This window comes from Bifidobacterium sp. UTBIF-78 (assembly GCF_006408945.1).
GTDB classification, from domain to species: domain Bacteria; phylum Actinomycetota; class Actinomycetes; order Actinomycetales; family Bifidobacteriaceae; genus Bifidobacterium; species Bifidobacterium myosotis.
The window spans coordinates 46,996-68,596 of the sequence record NZ_JFAO01000019.1; the positions used below are offsets into that span (position 1 = coordinate 46,996).

13 protein-coding genes are annotated in these 21,601 nt (G+C 65.1%); 9 read left to right on the forward strand and 4 right to left on the reverse strand.

Features of this window, described 5'->3' with window-relative positions; all coding sequences use genetic code 11:
* Nucleotides 1–43: 43 nt before the first annotated feature.
* Entirely contained in the window at nt 44–1,435 is a 1,392-nt protein-coding gene (locus BG22_RS05220; RefSeq protein WP_140493838.1) for a dipeptidase, read from the reverse strand.
* A 111-nt stretch (nt 1,436–1,546) separates the two neighbouring features.
* Between BG22_RS05220 and BG22_RS05225 the strand changes: the two genes are divergently transcribed.
* The 4 genes from BG22_RS05225 (at nt 1,547) to glnA (ending at nt 6,593) form a co-directional block, all read left to right on the forward strand.
* A complete protein-coding gene (locus tag BG22_RS05225) occupies nt 1,547–2,167 on the forward strand; it encodes a DUF3043 domain-containing protein (RefSeq protein WP_094667712.1) in 621 nt (206 codons plus the stop codon).
* Nucleotides 2,168–2,314: 147 nt separating this feature from the next.
* Nucleotides 2,315–3,802: an NAD(P)/FAD-dependent oxidoreductase gene (locus tag BG22_RS05230; protein ID WP_140493840.1), complete on the forward strand. Its 1,488-nt coding sequence runs from the start codon at nt 2,315–2,317 to the stop codon at nt 3,800–3,802.
* An 84-nt stretch (nt 3,803–3,886) separates the two neighbouring features.
* Complete coding sequence (locus BG22_RS05235) at nt 3,887–4,669, forward strand: DUF4191 domain-containing protein (protein WP_140493842.1); 783 nt, start codon at nt 3,887–3,889, stop codon at nt 4,667–4,669.
* A gap of 487 nt (nt 4,670–5,156) precedes the next feature.
* Nucleotides 5,157–6,593 (forward strand): type I glutamate--ammonia ligase, encoded by a 1,437-nt coding sequence (gene glnA / locus BG22_RS05240; protein WP_094667715.1) that lies wholly within the window; start codon nt 5,157–5,159, stop codon nt 6,591–6,593.
* Nucleotides 6,594–6,862: 269 nt separating this feature from the next.
* On the opposite strand, the gene BG22_RS05245 is transcribed toward glnA, so the two are convergent.
* A complete protein-coding gene (locus BG22_RS05245; RefSeq protein WP_140493844.1) occupies nt 6,863–7,237 on the reverse strand; it encodes a hypothetical protein in 375 nt (124 codons plus the stop codon).
* A gap of 278 nt (nt 7,238–7,515) precedes the next feature.
* Here BG22_RS05245 and BG22_RS11130 point away from each other — a divergent pair, with 278 nt between their 5' ends.
* Complete coding sequence (locus BG22_RS11130; RefSeq protein WP_258186217.1) at nt 7,516–7,824, forward strand: CHY zinc finger protein; 309 nt, start codon at nt 7,516–7,518, stop codon at nt 7,822–7,824.
* 46 nt (nt 7,825–7,870) lie between these two features.
* Here BG22_RS11130 and BG22_RS05255 read toward each other — a convergent pair whose 3' ends face one another.
* Nucleotides 7,871–8,845, reverse strand: coding sequence for a cation diffusion facilitator family transporter (locus BG22_RS05255; protein ID WP_140493846.1), 975 nt, complete (start codon nt 8,843–8,845; stop codon nt 7,871–7,873).
* Between the two features lie 214 nt (nt 8,846–9,059).
* Between BG22_RS05255 and ligA the strand changes: the two genes are divergently transcribed.
* The gene (gene ligA / locus BG22_RS05260; protein ID WP_140493848.1) at nt 9,060–11,939 is read left to right on the forward strand and encodes an NAD-dependent DNA ligase LigA; all 2,880 of its coding nucleotides are present in this window, start codon (nt 9,060–9,062) and stop codon (nt 11,937–11,939) included.
* Between the two features lie 287 nt (nt 11,940–12,226).
* Nucleotides 12,227–13,438, forward strand: a complete 1,212-nt coding sequence (locus BG22_RS05265; RefSeq protein WP_140493850.1) for an Mrp/NBP35 family ATP-binding protein — start codon at nt 12,227–12,229, stop codon at nt 13,436–13,438.
* A gap of 142 nt (nt 13,439–13,580) precedes the next feature.
* On the opposite strand, the gene BG22_RS05270 is transcribed toward BG22_RS05265, so the two are convergent.
* On the reverse strand, nt 13,581–16,982 hold the full coding sequence (locus tag BG22_RS05270) for a tetratricopeptide repeat protein (protein WP_375137699.1): 3,402 nt from the start codon (nt 16,980–16,982) through the stop codon (nt 13,581–13,583).
* A gap of 443 nt (nt 16,983–17,425) precedes the next feature.
* Between BG22_RS05270 and BG22_RS05280 the strand changes: the two genes are divergently transcribed.
* Entirely contained in the window at nt 17,426–19,792 is a 2,367-nt protein-coding gene (locus BG22_RS05280; RefSeq protein ID WP_258186218.1) for a hypothetical protein, read from the forward strand.
* A gap of 95 nt (nt 19,793–19,887) precedes the next feature.
* Nucleotides 19,888–21,570 carry an aryl-sulfate sulfotransferase gene (locus tag BG22_RS05285; protein ID WP_140493852.1) on the forward strand — a complete coding sequence of 561 codons (1,683 nt, stop codon included), beginning with the start codon at nt 19,888–19,890 and terminating at the stop codon, nt 21,568–21,570.
* Nucleotides 21,571–21,601 lie beyond the last annotated feature (31 nt).

The following is a 21,601-nucleotide window of genomic DNA, read 5'->3' on the forward strand; positions in this document are numbered from 1 at the left end:
TCATCCCGGGGAATCCCGGAGTATCCCTGCGGAAATCCCCGGACTACTTCGCCGGCTTCCCCAACTTGTCGAGCAGCAGGGCCTCGGCAATCACATCGTTCTTCAGACCGGGCAGCGAGACGGACTCGTTGGGGCTGTGGGCGTTGGACTTCGGGTCCTCCGGGCCGGTGACCAGCACCTGGGCGCCGGGGAAGAGCCGCTGCAGTTCGGGGATGAACGGAATCGAACCGCCCTGGCCCTGGTTGATCGGGGCCACACCGAACGCCTCCGCCATGGCCTCGAGCGCATCCTGGGTGGCTTCGGCGTTCGGGTCCATGGCCCAGCCCATGCCGTTGTCGCCGGCCTCGACCTCGACCTGCGCACCGAACGGCGCGGACGACTCCAGATACCGCATCAGCGCGGCCTGCGCCTCCTCCGGACGCTGGCTCGGCGCGGTGCGCAGCGACAGGCGGAACCTGGTCTCCGGGCTGATCACATTGAACGACCCCTCCACCGAGTGGGCGTCGAGGCCGATCACGGTCAGCGACGGCTTGGTCCACAGGCGGGAGGCCAGCGAACCGGTGCCCGCGAGCACATAGCCGTCCACGATGCCGGCGTCGGCGCGCACGCCGTGCTCGTCCACGTCCTGCTGCAGGCCACCCACCGGCTCGTCGGCGGCGATGCCCGGCACCGCGAGGTCGCCGTCGCCGTCGTACAGCGAGGAGATGAGCATCGCGGCGAGCGTGGTGGAGTCGAGGATCGGGCCACCGTACTGGCCGGAGTGCACCGGATGGGTCAGGGCGCGCACGGTGACGTCCACGGTGGTGTTGCCCCTGAGCGAGGTGGTCAGCGAGGGGATGTCCGGCGCCCAGTTGCCCGAGTCGGCCACGATGATCACATCGGCGGCGAATTCGTCCCGGTGCGCCTCGATGAACGGGATGAAGCTGGGCGAGCCCATCTCCTCCTCGCCCTCGATGAACACCTTGATGTTCACCTTGAGATCGTCGCCGAGCGCCTTCAACGCGCCGGAATGGATGGCGATGCCGCCGCCGTCATCCGCCGAGCCGCGACCGTAAAGACGACCGTCAACCTCGGTGGCCGTGAACGGATCAGTGTCCCATGCGGTCGCGTCAGGCACCGGCTGCACATCATGATGCGCATAGAGCAGCACGGTCGGGGCGTCCGGCGAGACGACGCGAGAGCCGATGACCTCCCACGCCCCCGGGGTGCCGTCCTCGTTCGTGGCCTGCGCCACCTTGGCGTCGACGCCCACCAGGCGAAGCTCCTCGGCCACGAATTCGGCGGACCGCCTCATATGCTCGGCGGTGATGCCCTGCGCGGAAACCGAACGCAACGCGATCTTGCGCGTCAGCAGTTCCACGATGCGGTTCCAGTCGGATTCCACGCGCGCGCGAATCTCATCGGCGGACAGCCTCTCGGCGTTGGATGCGGCCATGTGCCCTCCTTATATATCGGTAATATAACGGCGTCATTGCAGCGGTCAGAGCAGCGGTCAGACCGCAAACACCGCTTGAACAGTGTCTGAACGTCACCGTAACCTCAAAGCATGACATGGAATCCGTTCAAGAAGAAGGAAGAGGCCCAGAAGCCCGCTGAGCCCGTCGTCAAGAAGGCCGACCCGCAGGGTCCGAAGGGCCGCCCGACCCCGAAGATGAAGAAGGCGCAGGCCGCCGGCATCCGCCCGCTGGTCCCGGCCGACCGCAAGGCCAGCGCCAAGGCCGCCAAGGCCCGTATGCGCGAGCGCGAGAACGCCGAATACGAGGCGATGCAGAAAGGCGACATCAACCACATGCCCAAGTCCGAGCGTCTGCCGTGGCGCATCTACATCCGCGACTACGTGGACGCCCGCATCAACCTCGGCGAATGGTTCATCCCGGTGATGATCGTTATCCTGGTCCTGTCCATGGTGGTCACCTCGGTGGCGCAGAACGCCTGGACGTCCATCCTGATGATGGTGCTCATGTACGGCTACCTCATTCTGGTGATCATCGACGTGGCGCTGATGTGGCGCAAGCTCAAGAAGAAGCTCATCGCCAAGTATGGCGAGGCGTCCGTGGCCAAGGGCTCCCGTTCCCTGACCTACGCATGGAGCCGCTCGATCCAGATGCGTCGCTGGAGGCTCCCCAAGCCGCGGTACGACAAGCGCGGCCACTGGCCGGAGGACTAGTCCGTCCTTACCTCCTCGTTTCTTCTGCTCACCGACGTTGCGAAGCCCCCATCACGGGGGCTTCGTCGTTTTCCCGCGGATATCGCACCATGGCTTCCTATAATTGGCAGCAGTTGTCATAGGGTACGACCGATTCGAGGAGGATTCATGAGCGAGCAATACGATCTGGCAATCATCGGCGCAGGGCCTGGAGGCTATTCGACGGCGTTGCGAGCGGCCGAACTCGGCATGAACGTGGCTCTCATCGAGCGCGACGCCACCATGGGCGGCACCTGTCTGAACCGCGGATGCATCCCCTCCAAGGCGATCATCACCGCCACCCACACCATCGACGTCGTGCACCGCGCCGCCGAACTCGGCGTCAACGCCTCCGTGAACGGCATCGATTTCGGCACATTGCGCGACTACCGCATGCGTACGGTCGACACCATGGTCAAGGGACTGGCCGGCCTGCTCGCCCACCGCGGCATCACCGTACTGCGCGGCGCCGCATCCTTCAACGCCGACGAGACCGACGCCGAAGGCCGACACATCGTGCATCTGGTCCCCTCCCCCGGCCAGAACGACATCCTGACCTATCACAAGGCCGAAGTGCCCGAACCATCCGGCTCCGCGCTGGACGTCATCGCCCCCAACGTGGTGCTCGCCACCGGCGCCGAACCGCGCCCGCTGCCCGGCAACCCGTTCGCCGGGGCGCTCATCGACTCCACGCAGGCCCTCGAACTCAACGAATTCCCCTCCTCCGCGGTCATCATCGGCGCAGGCGCTATCGCCCTCGAATTCGCGTCGATGTGGAATGCGGCCGGATCGGACGTCACCCTGCTCATCCGCAAGGACCGCGTGCTGTCCGCATGGGACCGCCGCGCCGGCGTGACCCTGACCCGCGAGCTCAAGCGCCACGGCGTGCATGTCATCACCCACACCGACGTGACCCACGTGGATACCGGCGCGAATCTGGGGGCCACGGTCCACTATCGTCACGCGGGCGAGGACGGCGAGCAGACCGTCTGGGGCGAAATCGCGCTGGCGGCCATCGGGCGCACACCGGTCACCGATGCCGCGTGGGGCGTCGCGCTCGCCGACGACGGATGCGTGGTCACCGACCCCTACGGACGCACCAGCAAGTCCGGCGTCTGGGCGGTGGGCGACGTGACAGTCGGCCCGGCGCTGGCCCACCGCGCCTTCGCGCAGGGTCTGGTGATCGCCGAAACGCTGAACGGACAGCACGTCAAGCCGGTAGACGACGAGGCCGTGCCGCAGATCGTCTTCTCCTCCCCCGAGGCCGCTTCGGTGGGGCTCACGCTCGATCAGGCTCAGGCCCGCGAGGATCTTGTCGAAGTCAAGGAGACCATCTATCCGATGCTGTCCAACGCGCGCATGCTCATGCGCGGCAGCGGCGGCTCGCTGACCATCATTTCCGGGTGCGACGCGGCCGAACCGGACACCCCGCGCGTGCTCGGCGTGCACATAATCTCGCCGCTGGCATCGGACATCATCGCCGAGGCGGAGCAGCTCGTCGGCAATCGCGTGCCGCTGTCGGACGCCGCCCGGCTCATCCACCCGCACCCCACCTTCAGCGAGACATTGGGCGAAGGCCTGCTCAAGGCGGACGGACGACCGTTGAACACGCGCTGACGGGCGGCATCAGGGAGCGCGCGGACCAGCGCACCTGATAGACTTGATGCCCAGTGTGTGTTTCGTCCCAACAAAGGAAGTGTGATGGCTGAAAAGGACGCAAAGCCGAAGAAGCAGAGCACGATCAAGCAGATCATCCAGATCTACAAGTACACCGCCAAGGAAGACAAGGCACTGCCGTGGCTTGAGGCCGGCTCGTTCCTGCTGCCGGTGGTGGTGGCCGTGATCATCGGACTGATCTTCAAGTGGAGCTGGCTCACCTGGATCTTCGTCATGATCACCGCCGTGATGCTCGGCATCCTGCTGGCCACGATGATGCTCACCCGTCGTGCGGACGCCGTCGGCTACAAGCAGATCGACGGCAAGACCGGCGCGGCCATCAGCGTGCTGAGCAATATGGGCAAGGCCGGCTTCAACTTCCCGCAGGAGCCGGTGTGGGTCGACCCGCGTACCAAGGACGCCATCTGGCGCGGCACCTCGATGAACGGCATCTACCTGATCGGCGAGGGCGACTATGGCCGCGTGATGAAGGCCATGGATCGTCAGGAGCGCGAGATCAAGGGCGTCACCGCCGGCTCGTCCATCCCGGTCTACCGTATCGCCGTGGGCCACGGCCCCAAGCAGGTGCAGCTCAAGGACGTGCGCAGTGCCGTCACCAAGGCCAAGAGCTACGAGCCCACCGACCACAAGAACCCGCTCATCGCCAAGATCCACCCGCGCCGCCGCTTCCTGCTGACCAAGGCCGAGGTGTCCACGCTCGACGACCGTCTGCGCACTCTGCAGGCCAAGACCGGCTACGGCATCCCCAAGGGCATTGATCCGAACCGTCGTCAGCGCGTCTCCCGTCGCGCCATGCGCGGCCGCTGAGTCCGGCATCGCTGGTCGGACGACGACCGGCCGAATCGCCAATCGACAACCGTCACCGAACAGTCCCCGATGGCTTCCCTTACGGAAGGTATCGGGGACTGTTCGTATTCAGCCTGCCGTTGTTCCCGTTCTTACGACTTGGTACGCCACGCCATAAGCTCGTTGATTTTGCTTTGGATCGTCTGTCGGCTCGCACATTGCCGTCCTGAACCGCTCCCCTCCATTCCCATCCCCATCCCCATGAGACGACCCGCCTCCGCCCTCGGCGGCCCATCCGATTCCACTGACACGGTTCAAGCACTGTCCACGTTGCGGACGGGCCCGAACGACGGCGCCTTGGCAGGGCACTGTATGTTTCGTTGGAATACCGGCGTTAGGCCAACGCAATCCACTATGTCGAAACATTCTCGTAACCCAAGTTTCGACCTTGCGAAACGCGCGATTTTACGATAGGTACCGTTATATTTCATACGAAAGGAGCGGTCCCGTGACCGAACTCAAGTCCAAGGAAGACGCCGAGGCCCTTATCAATAAGGAAGGCATCGAGTATGTCTCCGTTCGTTTCACCGATCTGATCGGCGTTCAGCAGCACTTCACCGTGCCGGCTAGCGAGTTCCTGAAGGACGCCTTCACCGAAGGCATGCCGTTCGATGGTTCGTCCGTGCAGGGCTTCCAGGCCATCAACGAGTCCGACATGAAGCTGGTCCCGGATATCACGACCGCCTTCGTGGATCCGTTCCGCAAGCACAAGACCCTCGACGTGGCCTTCTCCATCGTCGACCCGCTGACCGACGAGCCCTACTCCCGCGACCCGCGTCAGGTCGCCGGCAAGGCCGAGGCCTACCTGAAGTCCACCGGCATCGCCGACACCGCGTCCTTCGCTCCGGAGGCCGAGTTCTTCATCTTCGACAAGGTGCGCTTCGAGAACTCCATGCAGCGTTCCTTCTACGAGGTGGACTCCATCGAGGCCCCGTGGAACTCCGGCGTTGACACCGAAGAGGACGGCACCCCGAACATCGGCTTCAAGAACCGCGTCAAGCGCGGCTACTTCCCGGTTCCGCCGATTGACCACAGCCAGGACCTGCGCGACGACATGGTCGCCAACCTGCAGAAGGTCGGCCTGATCCTCGAGCGTTCCCACCACGAGGTGGCCGGCGCCGGTCAGCAGGAGATCAACTACCGCTTCAACACCCTGCAGCACGCTGGCGACGACCTGATGAAGTACAAGTACGTCGTCCACGAGACCGCCGCTCTGGCCGGCAAGTCCGTGACCTTCATGCCGAAGCCGATCGCCGGCGACAACGGCACTGGTATGCACTGCCACCAGTCCCTGTGGAAGGACGGCAAGCCGCTGTTCTACGATGAGAAGGGTTACGCCGGCCTGTCCGATCTGGCCCGCTGGTACATCGGCGGCCTGATCAAGCACTCCTCCTCCGTGCTGGCCTTCACCAACCCGTCCCTGAACTCTTACCACCGTCTGGTCCCGGGCTTCGAGGCCCCAGTCAACCTGGTGTACTCCGCCCGCAACCGTTCCGCCGCCATCCGTATCCCGCTGGCCGGCACCTCCCCGGCTGCGAAGCGCATCGAGTTCCGCGCTCCGGATCCGTCCTGCAACCCGTTCCTGGCCTTCTCCGCCCAGCTGATGGCTGGCCTGGACGGCATCCTGAACCACATCGAGCCGCCGGAGCCGGTCGACAAGGACCTCTACGAGCTGCCTCCGGAAGAGCACGCCGGCATCAAGCAGGTGCCGAGCTCCCTGGCCGAGGCCATGGACGCGCTGGAAGAGGATCACGACTTCCTCACCGCCGGCGACGTGTTCACCGATGACCTCATTGAGACCTGGATCGGCCTCAAGCGCGACGAGATCGATCAGGCCCGCCTGACCCCGACCCCGCTCGAGTACGAGCTCTACTACCACATCTGATAGGTAGGGGTTGGAATCGTTGGAATTCCAATGATTCCGCAACTCGTGGGTAGCCAAACGGGATACATTGCTATCCCATGAACCTGCAACAACAATGGCCTCCGGTTATGTGCCGGAGGCCATTGTTGTTGTCCGTTGCGGGTGGGGCAATTTCGGCTCCCCTTGCCAGCTGGCCCGCGGAGTGGGTCTGAGGGGTAGTCATTCGTCAACGAATTTACGGCGCAGCACACTAGTGCCGCCTGTCGTTGATACCGTCACCAAGTCTTTGCTCAGAACAATGGGTCCATGCCGGTGGTCGGCTGTACCTTGGGCCGGGCCGGGCGACCGATGTGACGCGCGTATACCAGCCAGCGGCCGTCACGGTTCTCCATGCGCGCCTCGAATTTGCCGCTTTCGAATCCGCGGCGTTCGCCGTTGCGGATCTTGAGCACCGCCTTGTTCGCCGCAGTACGATTCACCGACTCACCGACCTCGTACCAGCCGGGATGGGTTTTCAGCCACGCCGCCAGCGCCGGCCCATTGCGTTTGATCTGCGGACGGGAATCCTCCAGTTCCGCGTCAAGCCCTTCCTTGCGACACTGCTGGAGAAAATGCGCCGCATCCAGTGGGTCATCGAATTGAACCCTGATCGTCGTTTTTCCCATAAATATTCATTGTATCGAGAAACCGGGCGTTCGTGCATCCCCCACTCCACGCATCGGGCGGTATGATGTGTCGCATCATGGGGATGAACATCGTAGGAATGGGGCGCCGCGCCGATGAGGCTGCGGTACCGCTTGAAGCATCAGCGGCACCATCAGTGGCGCGTGACCGGAGCGAGCGAAGAGGCCGAGACGATACAAGGAGCCGGCGGCAAGACCAAGACGGCCATGCTATCCACAACGATCAAGGCACGCGTGCTCCCATCATCCACGGTTTGGACGTGGACAGGCAGGGCCGTTGCCGGCACTGGCATTCGCCGCTGGACATCGTGGCCAACCGTTTCGCCTGCTGCGGCGAGTACTACGCCTGCTACCAATGCCACGACGCACTGGCCGGTCACCCACGCATCCCATGGAGTGACCCCGACTCCCCCGCCGTGATGTGCGGCATATGCCGGCATCAGATGACCGAAGCCGAATACGGCCGGGCCATGGAATCCACCGAACCGCGCTGCCCGTCATGTGGCGCCCGGTTCAATCCCGGCTGCCGGCTGCACCACGACATCTATTTCGGGGAATGCCCGGCCTAGCGGCCAGTCTCACAACTGATAATCAGCGTATTCCTGACGCAACACACTAGGCCTGCTTGGCCCGCCAGATGTCCGGCTCGACGTAGATCTCCCATTCGTACCATGGCAGCGTGCGACGGACGTTGGTCTCGATCTTGTCCACAGTCTCGACGTCGTAGTCGCGATCCAGCTTCGAGGTCTCCACCTTGAGGCACAGCAGCACGGAATCCTCGTCCATGTGGATGGCCTGCATGTTGATGAGCCGGTCCACGCCGGCCGTGCCCTCCACGGCCTTCACCACGAGCGCGCGCGTGCTGCGGTCAAGGCTTTCACCCACCAGCAGCGAACCGGACTTGAACGCCAGCGCCGCCGATCCGCACACCAGCACCAGACCGACCAGCATGCCGCCGATGGCATCGTACAGCTCGTCGCCGGTGACGATCGACAGGCCGATGCCAAGGCCTGCGAACGCGAGACCGATCAGGGCCAGCGTATCCTCCATCATCACCGAGGCGAGTTCGGCGGATTTGGTGCGCCGCCAGAAGCCGATCAGCGAATCGTCCTCCACCTGCACGCGCTTCATCCGTTCGCGTGCTTCGTGGACGGACGTGTGCAGACCATATCCTTCAAGACATGCGGAAACACCGACCACCACTAGCGCGGCGATGAGTTCCACGGAATTCGCATCGCGCGACATCATGCCCTCGAGCAGACCGACGAGCTTGCCTGCGGCCTGCGAGACGGCGAATACACCACCGACGAAGAACAGCAGCGTGGCCACGATGAAGCTCGCAAGGTACTTCACGCGATGCAGACCGAACGGATGATCACCACGGGATTGGTGGTCCGAGGCCCGGTCCCCTACCATCAACACGAGCTCGTTCGCACAATCCGCCACCGAGTGCACGGATTCGGAGAACATGGACGATGAACCGGTGAACGCGGCCGCCGCGAATTTGGCGCAGGCGACACCGACGTTGGCAAGCAGCGCGGCCTTGACCGCCGCGCCCGCATTCTTCTGATTGTTCTGATCAGACACGATTGGTCACTCCCTCACACAGCATTGTAGGCGGGCTGCAACCGGACATGACACACCTTGGACGACAGCCGAAACAGCCGGCATGACCAATGACCGGCCAATGACCGGCCAATGACCAGAGGGCGGGAGCTCGATGAACGGACGCCGGTCAACCGACGTATATCCGTCGATCGACCACCGAACAACCAGCGCACGGCGTCGGCTAGAGTAGACGACTATGAGCACCGAAGAGCGCACCGAACAGCTGGCATGGGATTTCGACGACACCGCGACCGAAGATAACGGACAGGTGGCCGAACTGCGCCCGGACACGGGCATCATCCGGTTCGCACCCGGTTCCGCACCGTGGATCGCCGCGCTGGAGCCCACCGATGAGGATGCGATGCGCCTCGACCGGCTCGATGTGAACGATCTTGATACCGAGGCCGCCGCCCGGCTGTGGGCGCGCGTGGCCGCATGGGTGGAGGCCGACCAGATCGCCTACTACATCGGCGACGCGCCCGTCAGCTCGGACGCCGCCTACGACGCCCGCATGCGCTGTCTGCAGAAACTCGAGGCGGCCTTCCCCTCGCTCGACAATCCGCAGAGCCCCACGCATCGTGTCGGCGGCACGTTCTCGAACGACTTCGCGTCCGTACGCCACCCCAGCCGCATGATGAGCCTCGACGACGTCTTCTCCATCGAGGAGCTCAGGGACTGGTACGATTCGGTCATCCGTGACCTCGGCTGGCCGGCCGGCAAACCGCTGCCGATGAGTTGCGAGGTGAAGATCGACGGTCTGGCCCTGAACCTCATCTACCGCAACGGCGTACTGGAACAGGGACTTACGCGCGGCGACGGCGTCACCGGCGAGGACATCACCCTCAACGTGCGCACCATCGGTTCGATTCCCGCGAACCTCGGCGGCCCGAAGGAGGACATCCCGGACTTCGTGGAGATCCGCGGCGAGGTGTTCATGCGCTGGGACGACTTCCGCGCGCTCAACGCCGAGCAGGAGGACGCCGGCCGCGCACCGTTCGCCAATCCGCGCAACGCCGCAGCCGGCTCGCTGCGTCAGAAGGACCCGCGCATCACCGCGACCCGTCGCCTGAGCTTCTATGCGCACGGCCTCGGCCGGCTCGACTGGGGTGCCGACCATCCGCGCGGCACGCACGATGTGGTGGCCGACCAGTCCGAGGCCTATGAGCTGTATACCAAGTGGGGCGTGCCGGTCTCGCCGCACAACCGCTCGGTGACGTCATTCGACGAGATTCTGGCCATGATCGATTACTACGGCGAGCATCGCGGCGACATCGAACACGCGCTCGACGGCATCGTGGTCAAGGTGGACGACCTCGGCCTACAGCGCACGCTGGGCGCCACCTCGCGCGCGCCGCGCTGGGCCATCGCCTACAAGTACCCGCCCGAGGAGGTCAACACCGAACTGCTCGACATCACCGTGCAGGTGGGCCGCACCGGCCGCGTGACGCCGGTGGCCATACTGAAGCCCGTCTACGTGGCCGGTTCCACAGTGGCCCGCACCACCCTGCACAACGCCTTCGAGGTCAAGCGCAAGGGCATCCTCATCGGCGACACCGTGGTGGTGCGCAAGGCCGGCGACGTGATTCCGGAGCTCGTGGGCCCGGTGCTCGAGCGCCGTCGCGGACGTGAGGCGCAGCTGCGCGAGTTCGTGATGCCCGAGTACTGCCCGTCCTGTGGTGCCAAGCTGGCACCGGCCAAGGAGGGTGACAAGGACATCCGCTGCCCGAACGTCGAGAGCTGCCCGGCGCAGCTGACCGAGCGCGTGATCTCGCTGGCCTCGCGCAAGGCCTTCGACATCGAGCATCTGGGCGATCAGTCGGCCATCGCGCTGACCAACCCCGAGGAGAACCGGCCTGATTCCGTGGCCACGTATGCGCCGAACATCATGGAGATCGTGGTCAAGCCGGGCGAGGAGCCCGAACCGTACGAGCCCGTGCCCGGTCTGGAGCTGCCGGAGCGCCAGACGCCGGTGCTCTCCAGCGAGGCCGGGTTGTTCGCGCTGACCGCCGCCGATCTCAGGGACGTGCGCGTCTGGCGCGAGGCGTCCATCGTCGAGGTGCACGAGGTCACCGGCCCCGACGGGCGCAGGAAGAAGGTGCGCAAGAGCCTCGGCGGGTCCGGATTGTGGCATCAGGTGCCCGCGTTCTGGACGCTGCCGGCGCCGGCGCGCAAGCTCACCGCCAAGCAGCTGGCGGCACAGGCCGAGGCGGCGGAGGCGGTACAGGCTGCGCAAACGACGCAGGCGGCAACCACACAGCCGGCAACCACACAGCCGACGGCCGCACAGTCGGTAACCGCACAGCCGGCAGCACAGCCGACGACCACATCCCGACGGATAGTCGACGGGCTCGTCGCTTCCGGAAACGATGACGGCATCGCGCGCGAATCCGACTCCCATCTCCTCTACCCTGAATACGACGTGCCCGCCGACGCGGTGATCGTGCGCGTGGATCACAAGACCACACGCACCGGCACCACGGCGGTTCCGGTGATCGTCAAGCCCGCCGAGAACACGCGCAAGATGTTCGATGAGATGGACAAGGCCCGTCATGCCGATCTGTGGCGCGTACTCGTGGCGCTCTCGATTCGCCGGCTCGGCCCGCCCACCGCGCGTCTCATCGCGTCGTCGCTCGGCTCGTTGGACGCCATCGCCTCCGCCACGGTCGAGGAGCTGACGCAGATCGACGGCGTGGGACCGGAAATCGCCGAATCGGTGGTGCAGTGGTTCGCGGCCGCCCGCGAGCCCGGCGACTGGCGCGGCGAGACGCTGCGCGCATGGCGCGAGGCCGGCGTGGGCGTCGCCGCCGCCGAAACCAGCACGCTGCCGCAGACCTTGGCCGGTAAGACGGTGGTGGTCACCGGCTCGCTCGAGGGATACTCGCGTGATTCCGCCAAGGAGGCGATCATCGAACGCGGCGGCAAGGCGGCCGGCTCGGTGAGCAAGAAGACCGACTATGTGGTGATCGGCGCGAACGCCGGTTCCAAGGCCACCAAGGCCGAGGAACTCGGCATCCCCATGCTCAACGAGGCCCAGTTCGCCCAACTCCTCGAAACCGGCGAGGTCGCCCAGGCCTAAGCCATCCTTCCTCCTGCCCGAGGAAGACAAACACCAAGCCGACAAGTCTGTGGAGGTCTGATTCCGATTGCCTCCCTCATCAGAGGGAGGCAATCGATATCAGGCTTGGCATCTGTTTCACCAGACCGGCATTGTATGGCCGGAGACGTAGCTGGAACCTCCCGGTACCAAGTCTCAATGATCTGATTGTGCTCTTGTCGAAAGGGGCGACCTCATATTTCTCTTTGCGAAGTATGGCATGGCGGGCGATTGCACGCTAGTCTGGTACGCGGCAATAAGGAGGATGCATGAGCGATACCCGTCAGATCGAAGCGGCAATCTACGAACGGCTGAGTCGAGTGATCGACCCGGAACTCGGGCGGTCTGTCACCGATCTGGGCATGATCGCAGCCATCAACGCAACGCCGGTGAATGCCTTGGCCCCGGCCAGCGATGACACCCCCACCGCCAGCAGCCACGGCAACGCGGGCACTGCGAATGCCGTCGCGGCCGAGGCTAGCGCTGACGCCGCCGACCATCGCGAGGCATATGACGTGACAGTGCATGTGGAGCTCACCGTGCCTGGATGCCCGCTGTCTCAGACCATCACGAACCAGATCAACGGTGCGGTCACCTCCTATCCGGATGCCCAACTCACGCCACATATCGAAGTGGGTTCGATGAGCCGCGACAAACTGGCGGATCTCGTGGCCGATCTCAAGGCCGAACGCAAGCAGAACCCGTTCAGCAAGCCGGGCGTCAAGACGCGCATCTTCGCCATCGCCTCCGGCAAGGGCGGCGTGGGCAAGTCCTCGGTCACCGCGAATCTGGCGGCCACTTTCGCCGCGCTGGGCTACGATACGGCCGCCATCGACGCGGACATCTACGGTTTCTCGCTGCCCCGCCTGTTCGGCGTGCACACCCAGCCCACGAACCTCAACGGCATGCTGATGCCGGTGACCGCGTGGGGCGTCAAGCTCATCTCCATCGGCATGTTCGCCGGTGCGGACCGGGCCATCCTGTGGCGCGGTCCTCGTCTGCAGCGTTCCTTGGAACAGTTCCTGTCGGACGTGTGGTGGGGTTCGCCGGACGTGCTGCTGCTCGATCTGGCGCCCGGCACCGGCGACATGGCGATTTCGGTGGCGCAGGCACTGCCGAACGCCGAGCTCGTGGTGGTCACCACCCCGCAGCCCTCCGCCTCGGATATCGCCGTACGCTCCGGACTTGTGGCGCTGCAGGTGCCGATGAAGGTGCGCGGCGTGGTGGAGAACATGAGCTACTACGAGCACAACGGCGAAAAACTGCGCATTTTCGGCGAGGGCGGCGGCCAGCGCGTGAGCGACCAGCTCACCGAAGCGCTGGGATATGACGTGCCGTTGATGGCCCAACTGCCGCTGGTGCCCGAGGTACGCGAGACCGGCGAGGCAGGCCGCCCGGCGGTGCTGGATGCGGAAGGGGCACTTCGCACCGATGGAATCGGGGCTACGTTCCGTGGGCTGGCCGAGCAGCTGATGGGGTGATGCCCTGTATTGCCGGATTGCGGGCTTTGTCTGCGGGTCTCTCCCTCCGTCAGCGCCAGTGCACCGAAGCCTCCCTCATCAGAGAGAGGCTTCCCTATTACGACACCCAGTGTTCCCTGTAAGAGGGAGGCTTGGAAGGGGCTCAGGCGGATAGGGAGCGAAGGAACTGGGCCTGCACCACGTCGATGCCGTCGCCTTCGCCGTCGTTCATGCGGGCCACGGCCACCGACAGCGTGCGGGCGGGCACGAACATGCCCTCGTCAACGCACACCCGGGCGGCGTCACGCATGATGCCGGCGACTTCGATATGCGGCCAGACCGGCAGATCGTGCATGGCGAGCACATGCGCGGCCTCCTCCACCGATTCGGGGATCGGAATGCACTGGGAATCCGCACGGGAGACCAGCTCCTGCAGTTCGCCCTCCAACGAGCCGATGGCACCGGGCGCGATGTGGTCGCTCATCAGGTAGGCGGCCGCAGCCGTATCGAAGTGGTCGAGCATCCATTCCGCATAGGCGAATCGGTAGTAGGCGAACGCGGCATCGTCGCGATCCAGCGCGACGCGCAGCGCGTTGAGGCAGGCGGCACGAGCCGAATCCCAATCCTCCTTGCGGGCGAGCTGGATCGCGAGCTTCAGATGCGAGAGCGGGTAGGCCGGCGCATACGCCACCATGCGGTTCAGGTGCGGAATCGCCGCGTCGGCGTTCTTGATCTGACTCAGCACGTCCGCCAGTTCCATATGCGCGTAGAACAGATTATCCGGGATGAGCACGGTGCGCTCGTCCGGCGTGGCGAACAGCCGGTTGTACACCACACGTTCCGCGTACGAATTGAAGTAGCGAGGCACGCCGGGGCCGGCGGCGAAGACCTGATCCAGTCGGGTCACGGCAGCCTCGGCCACCTCGATGGCCTGCGGGGCCTGCCCGGAGAACAGCATATCGCGGGCGCGGAGCCGCTCCTTGTCGAGATCGTCGGCCATGGTGAACGTGAAATCAGGCGTATCGTCACCGTCAATCAGCGCGCTCGTCACCTGGGAGGCGAGCGCCGTGAGCTCAGGATCGCTGATCGACTCGATGATCCGCATGGCGCGTTGCGCCTTCTCCACCGAATCGATCGAGGAATCCTGCGCCAGTCCATGGAACTCGTTGACGCCGTGCTGGAGCAGATCGACGCGCTGGATGGCGAGTCCCGCACTGTCACGGGCACCCAATACGAGGGCCGTGGCGGGCGTGAAACGACGGTCGGCCAGTTCCGGTTCATCCTGGGAACCGGTTGGCGAGAAACGGCTGTCCGTAAGATCGAAGTCGGCATTGACCGGCTTGAGCCCGCCTTCGCCGTCCACATCCATGACCGCACCGAACAGACGGTAGGTCTCCTCAGGATTATCGAGTCCATCCGTCTCCAGACGCTTCATGAAGGCGTCACGCGTGAAAGTGACGGTGACCATGTTGCGCACGGTGGGATTGCGGCGCAGCACGCTCATCGGATCGTCGTCCCCGCCATCGACGCCGTTGGTGGACCGGCCGGGTGCCGCATCCGCGTCGTCGGCGTCGTCGCCATTGCCGCCGGCCGAATCGTCGGAGCCGGCCGCGCCCATGCTGAACGCCATCTCATCGATGTCCACGCCGCGCATGAGGTCCTCGAACTGCGAGTCGATGGACGCCTTGCCGTCCCCGGTATCATCCGCGTCGCGCGTTCCCGCGTTCGCGCCGTCATCGTCCATACGGTCCTCGCCGACGGACGGCTGGCCGAACGTCTCCTCATGGGTGATCGGACGGGTCGGGTCTCCGTGGAAGTCGCCGTCCTTAGGGTCGGCCTTGGACCCGGCGCGGCCCATATCGCCGCTGCGCAGGTGTTCGAAGGCGCTCAACGCCTCGCTCATCATGGCCTCGATGGCTGAATCCTGCTCGGCGATAGCCTCCTCGAGACCGATCGAATCGATGTGCAGGGAGACCTGACGCACGGACTTGCTGGCACCGAAGCTCATCGCCGCCATCATCAATCCCACGCGCAGGTTGTAGGCGGCGCTCATCGAGGCGCGTTCCGGACCGCTCAACGTGCGCCAAGTACGCCGTGACACGTCGTAGCGGCTGTCCGGCATCATCGAGGTGCCGGCGGTGGTGAAGCCGATGGCCACCTCGCCGCTGTCCAGACGGGAGCGGAACTCCACATCGAACCGGTACGGCAGACGAAGCCGGCGCAACAGTGAGGAGAGCGCCTGACGATACACCCATTCGTCCGAATCGGCTCCTGCGCCAAGACCAGCACCGGAACCGTGCCCGCCATCCGACGCCATATCGCGCGGATCGGGGAAATCGCCGCGGATGCGCTCGGCCGTGCGTTCCGCGATGGACGCGAGGCTCAGCACGGCACGACGCTCATCGGAACCGTCGTACGGGTCGAGCGCCATCAGGGCCGGGTTCTCGATAAGCTTCATGTCGATCTGCGCGGCCTCGGCGCGGGTGACGGTGTCCTCGGTGGGGTTGCGTCCCAGCGAGGCGTTGCGCTCCAGCCACGCGCTCACAGCGGCGAACCGGTTGAGGTTGCCCTCGATCTTCAGGGATTTCAGGGCCTGGCCGAACGCCATCGACTTGTCCCATGAGAAGAAATAGCCGTTGGAATAGGTGGAGGTGTACAGATGCAGCGGCTCGGCGCCATGCACGGCCTCAAGGCCCGGCGTCTTGTCCAACGCGCCGGCCTCACGCATGAGATCGGCGAAATGGTCCTCGAGTCCGGAGGCGCGCATGCCATGGGCGCGCGCGGCCAGGGTGTCCCGGACGCAGCGGCGGATCGCCCCGATCGGCGCCTCGCGGTTGAGCCTGCGGAAGATGTTGCCCGACCCGAAGCCGATGAGCAGACCGTTGATCTGCGGCAGCATGTACGCGGCGAAGAACGCGATGGCGATCGCGTCACGGTATTCGAGATCGTAGCGCATGCTAGCCGGCAGGTTGGCGCGCATCTGTTCGAGCGTGTACCGGTTGCCGGACTTGAGCCATGAGGCGAGCCACGTCAGACGGGCGGAATCGTCCCGTCCCACGACACTGCCGACGACGGCCTTGACGCCCTTGCCGTCACGGGCCGCGCCGTCACTCACCATGTTTGAACCAGCTCCGGCACCAGCGACAGAACCGGCACCGAACGCACCACGCAACAGCCCGGACCTGCGAATCCGCTCGAATCCACGGCCCAGCTCGTCGCCCAGCCCACCGCCGAATCCATCGCCAAGACCCGAACCGCCACCCGCAGCGCCTCCCACGGCCCCGGAGCCCTTGCCTAGCCCCAGACGGTCGCCGTCCGGCAGCGTCACGTCCTTCTCCTTGCCGAATACGAAACGCGGTTGCATCTCCTGCACGTCCATCTTCGGATCGGTGCCCACGAACACGCGCCCGTGCGCATCGGCGAACGCCACCTGTGCGAAATGGTCGCGGTCGGTGAAGATGCCCAGTGAGAATCCACGGCCCTGCGTGGCGGGCAACTGCGCCCAGCCGAGCAATAGCCCGTCCGGCACGTTCTCCAAGGCGGGGAAGGCGCGACGTTTGACCATCGGCCCGAGCGCGACCGCATGCCGGGTCAGCTCGTCGATGACGCCGCCCCTGCGTTCGCTGGCCTCACGCAACGTGTCGCCGAACGGATCGGCCGTCGCCGGCGCGGGCTTGACCAGTCCCAGATCGACGGCAAGCGCGTTCATCGAATCCTTGAGTTCCCCGAGCAATGATGTGCGGCTGCGCTTCCTGTGATTCGACGTACGTTTTGGCATGATTCACATTCTCTCCTGTTTGGACGACATAAAGCCTATAGAATAATGAGGTGCTTTCCGAAGACCTCTCCCACCGCGACCAGCGCGACCGGCAGGACCGGCGCCCCGGCGTACCCGAACCAGCCACCCTCGTACCGGCGGCAGGCAAGTCAGGGTCCTCGGAGTCAGAGCCCGGCGAATCCAAATCTGCGGCCTCCGGGAAGGTCGGGGCCCAGCGCCACGCGCATCCGGTGCGCGCACTGCTGGCGCTGTTGGCGGCGCTGCTCGCCATCGTCGCCGTGGAATGCGTCGTCTTCAACGCGCCCTTCTGGCGCACGCTGGGAGCCAGCACCGACACCAACGCCGTGCACAACACGCTGGGCCCGGGACTCAAGCGCACCGACGACGGCATGCTCACCGTCACCGACCCCACCAAGGCCTATCTCGAACTGACCGCGGACGGCACCTCCCCATACCTGCGCATCGACACCACCGACGAATCGACCATCAAGCAGGTGCGCAAGCAGGCCGAGGCCGAATCCCGCACGAATGGCGACAAGGAGGTGGCCAAACCCCTCACGACCATCCATGTGCGGGCCGATGTGATCACCAAGCCGGACCCATCGACGTCCGGCGGCACATCCGGAGACACGCCCGCCAATACATCCGGTGGCGGCAACGCCACAACATCCGCTGACGGCACCACCGGCGACGCCACTACAACCGACGCTGACTCCACCGCCGGCACCGGCGACACCCAAACCACCCCCACCACGACCATCGGCCGCAGCCGATCGCTCAATCCCGCCGCCGAACGCAGCCACTACGTCAAGGCCCCCGGCGCGGGCACCGTGCGCCTCTGGATTCAGGAGAAGCGCGGCGCGCTGGTGCCGGTCACCGACGCCCGTGCGAACGTGCGCGTCCCGTTCACCGTAAGCTGGGCCCGTGTGGCCACGATGGCGGTGATTCTGCTGCTCATCGCATTGTGGCGGCCGGGCAGCCGTCTGTGGCGCATCCGCTTCGACCCCGCATCCGTCCGCCAGCGTCTCGCCTTCGCCGGTCTCATGGCCATACCGGTGATCGCAATCGGCGCCTCCATCGTCTGGCAGTTGGTCTACGCCTCGCCGCTCGCCTTCCACATCGCCGGCGGCTACACCTACGATTACGACCAATACGGCCATGTGGCGGACGCCATCATCGCCGGCCACCCCTGGCTGGATCTGGAGGTGCCGGACCGTCTCGCCGCCACCGCCGACCCCTACGACGTACCCACCCGTCTGCAGCTGCTCAAGGACGGGGTGAGTCCGATCTACTGGGACTACGTCTATTATGACGGACACTGGTATTCGTACTTCGGCGCGCTGCCGGCCTTCCTGCTGTTCGTCCCCTACCGTCTCCTGACCGGTAACATGCTGCCCACCGCCGCGGCCGAACAGTTCCTGATCCTGCTGTTCGTCATCTTCTTCTCGATGCTCGTGCTGCGCGTGGTCCACCGGGTGATGCCGCACACCTCGCTGGCCGCCGCCTCGCTGATCACCGTCTCCTCGCTCCTCGGGTCGCAGGCCGGGTATCTGATCTACCGCACGAATTTCTACCAGGTGCCGTTCGCGGCCTCGCTGGCCCTGACCTCGCTCGGACTATGGTTCTGGCTGGGCGCGGACACCTCCAGCCGCCCGATGCTGAGCATCGACCGGTGGCAGGCGGGAGATGCGAAACCCCTTTCCCTGCCCCGGCTCGCGGCCGGAGCCCTGTGCATCGCCGCCAATTTCGGCTGCCGTCCGACCTTCACCTTGACCGCTCTGCTCGCCTTCCCGTTGTTCTGGCCGCAGATCCGCGCGGTGATCGCCGGGCTGCAATCCCGCAGCATCAGTCCGGCCAAGGCGCTGCGGGCACCGCTTGCCGTCATCATCCCGGCCATCGTCGTGGTCGCGCCGTTGATGATGTGGAACAAGGTCCGGTTCGGCTCGCCGCTCAACTTCGGCAACGCCTATCAGTTCAGCGTCTCGGATATGACCCGCTTCACCCAGCCGCTCGCGGACATGCCCGCCACCATCTGGTACTACCTGTTCCTGCCGTTGCGGTTCGTCTCCCATTTCCCCTGGTTGGAGGTCTCCCCCGCGCCGATGCCGGTCTGGGGCTACTACGAGGTGATGGTCGGCGCATTGTTCACCGCCACGCCGCTGATGCTGCTAACGCTGGCCTTGCCCTTCCTGTGCGGGCTTGAGATGCACGGCATGCGCCCATGGCTGATGTCCTGCCTGATGCTGGCGGGCGTGCTCATCGTCTTCGACAGTTACGTCGGCGGCTTGGGATGGCGGTATTCCGCCGATTTCGGATGGCTGGCGGCGCTGGCCTCGATTCCGGGAATCCTCTGGCTGGTCAACGGGCGTGAGCCCGACCGCAGCACCCTAGCCGGCGCGAACGACGCCGCGTCCGGCGATGGCATCAGCCGTGTCACACCGTGGCGTTGGCTCATGCGCTGGGTCGTGGCGCTGCTGACCATCGCCACGCTCGCGGTGGCGGTGCTGAGCTGCTTCGTGCCGGCCCGCGACGACGCGCTCATTATGAACAACCCCACACTCTGGCATCAGGTTCAGGCATGGTTCACCCTGCTGTAATGCAGAACGGCCTGCCTTGGCCAGTCTCCGAACGATAATGGAAGATGACCGTCTTTCAGCCGTAGAGCCGTTCAGTTTTGGGAAGATCATCGCATATGCCTTTGCAGATTCGCGGCACCCGCGCCGCCCTTGCCCGTAGGATATTCGCCGCAGCGCTGACCCTGATCGTAGCCATCGGGGTATGCCTCGCCACGCAGGACAACACCAGCGCATCGATTCGCGCCGCGCGCACGCAACGGCTCAACGCCACCATTCAGAACGTGTACACCGACGGATACCAGCGCATGAAGCACGACGAGCTCGTCGCGGCCCGCGACGCACAGGACCGCACCATCGACAACATCTACACGGCCGTCAACCCCTATGGCACCAATACCACGGCCCTGTACGTGTACTTCACCACCGAGGACGCCACGACCGTGCGCTACACCGTGCACGCCGACGGCTACCCGGACTATTCGGCACAGCCCGCCAAGGACTCTGCAGCCAGCACCCGCCACGAATTCCTGGTGATGGGACTCGTCCCCGGCGTATCCAACACCGTCACGCTGACGATCGACGGCCCGGACGGTGACAGCGACACCCGTACGCTCACGGTCAACGGTCCGAAACTGCTCGGCGAGGAGGACGTGCGGCTCGAGGCACCGGTGCCGATGGATGACGACACCGTCACCGCCCTCGGACAGGGGCTGTTCGCCATCATCGGCAACGAAAGCAACGAGCAGGACTTCACGCCGCTGTACGACGCGAACGGCGTGATCCGCGCCGAAATCCCGCTCGTCGACTATCGATGGGACCGTCTGCTCGAGGACAAGGCGAACGGACTGGTCTGGTACACGGCGAACTCGAACATGCTCGTGGCGCTCGACACCGTGGGCCGTGCGGCTCGCATCCTGTCGATCGGCGAGCGCTTCTCCATCCATCACGACATCGCGCTCGACGAGAACGGTGACATCGTGGCGCTGGCGACCGCCAACAACACGACCGACAAAAGCGAGATGGACCGGGTGATCCGCATCGACTCGCACACCGGCAAGGTGCGCGAACTGGTGAACCTCTCTTCGATGTTCGCCCAATACAAGGCCAAGACCAAGCGGGTGGGATACGGCGGTTCGGACGCCACCTGGGACTGGATCCATGTGAACGCCATCCAGCTCACCGCCGACGGCGGCGCGCTGCTCTCCTCGCGAGAGACCTCCACCATCATCAAGATCGACGACATCGAGGGTACGCCGAAGCTTGGGTACATGATCGGCACGCCCGCCGTCTGGCGGGGCACGCCGTGGGAGCAGACCCATCTGACCAAGGTCGGCGACTTCCCGGATTCGGGCGGCCAGCATTCCATCACGGTGGTGCGTGATCCGTCCCTGCCGGATGGCCAGTACTACCTCTACATGTTCGACAACAACCTCGGCAAGTCGGAGACCCGTCCGGGCTTCGATTGGGCGGCTGCCATCAAGGGCGTGAACACGGTCGATTCGCTCGACGCCGTCGAATCGTCGGGGGCCACGTCGCAATTCCGGCGGTATCTGGTGGACGAGAACGCCCGCACGTACCGCGAGGTGAAGCAGTTCGACGTGCCGTATTCGCCGTACGTCTCCTCGGTGCAGGAGCTCGACGGCGGACGGGTGCTCGTCGATTCGGGCATGCAGGGCGTGTTCGGCGTCTATGATGAGTCGGGCTCGCTGCTCGGCCAGTACAAGGTCAAGCTCACCGGCGCCTTCGGTCTGGTGTACCGCGTCTACGACTACGATATGGCCGCGTTCTTCCTCGGCTGAGACGGCGAGCCACTCCCTTCCGCCGCAACGT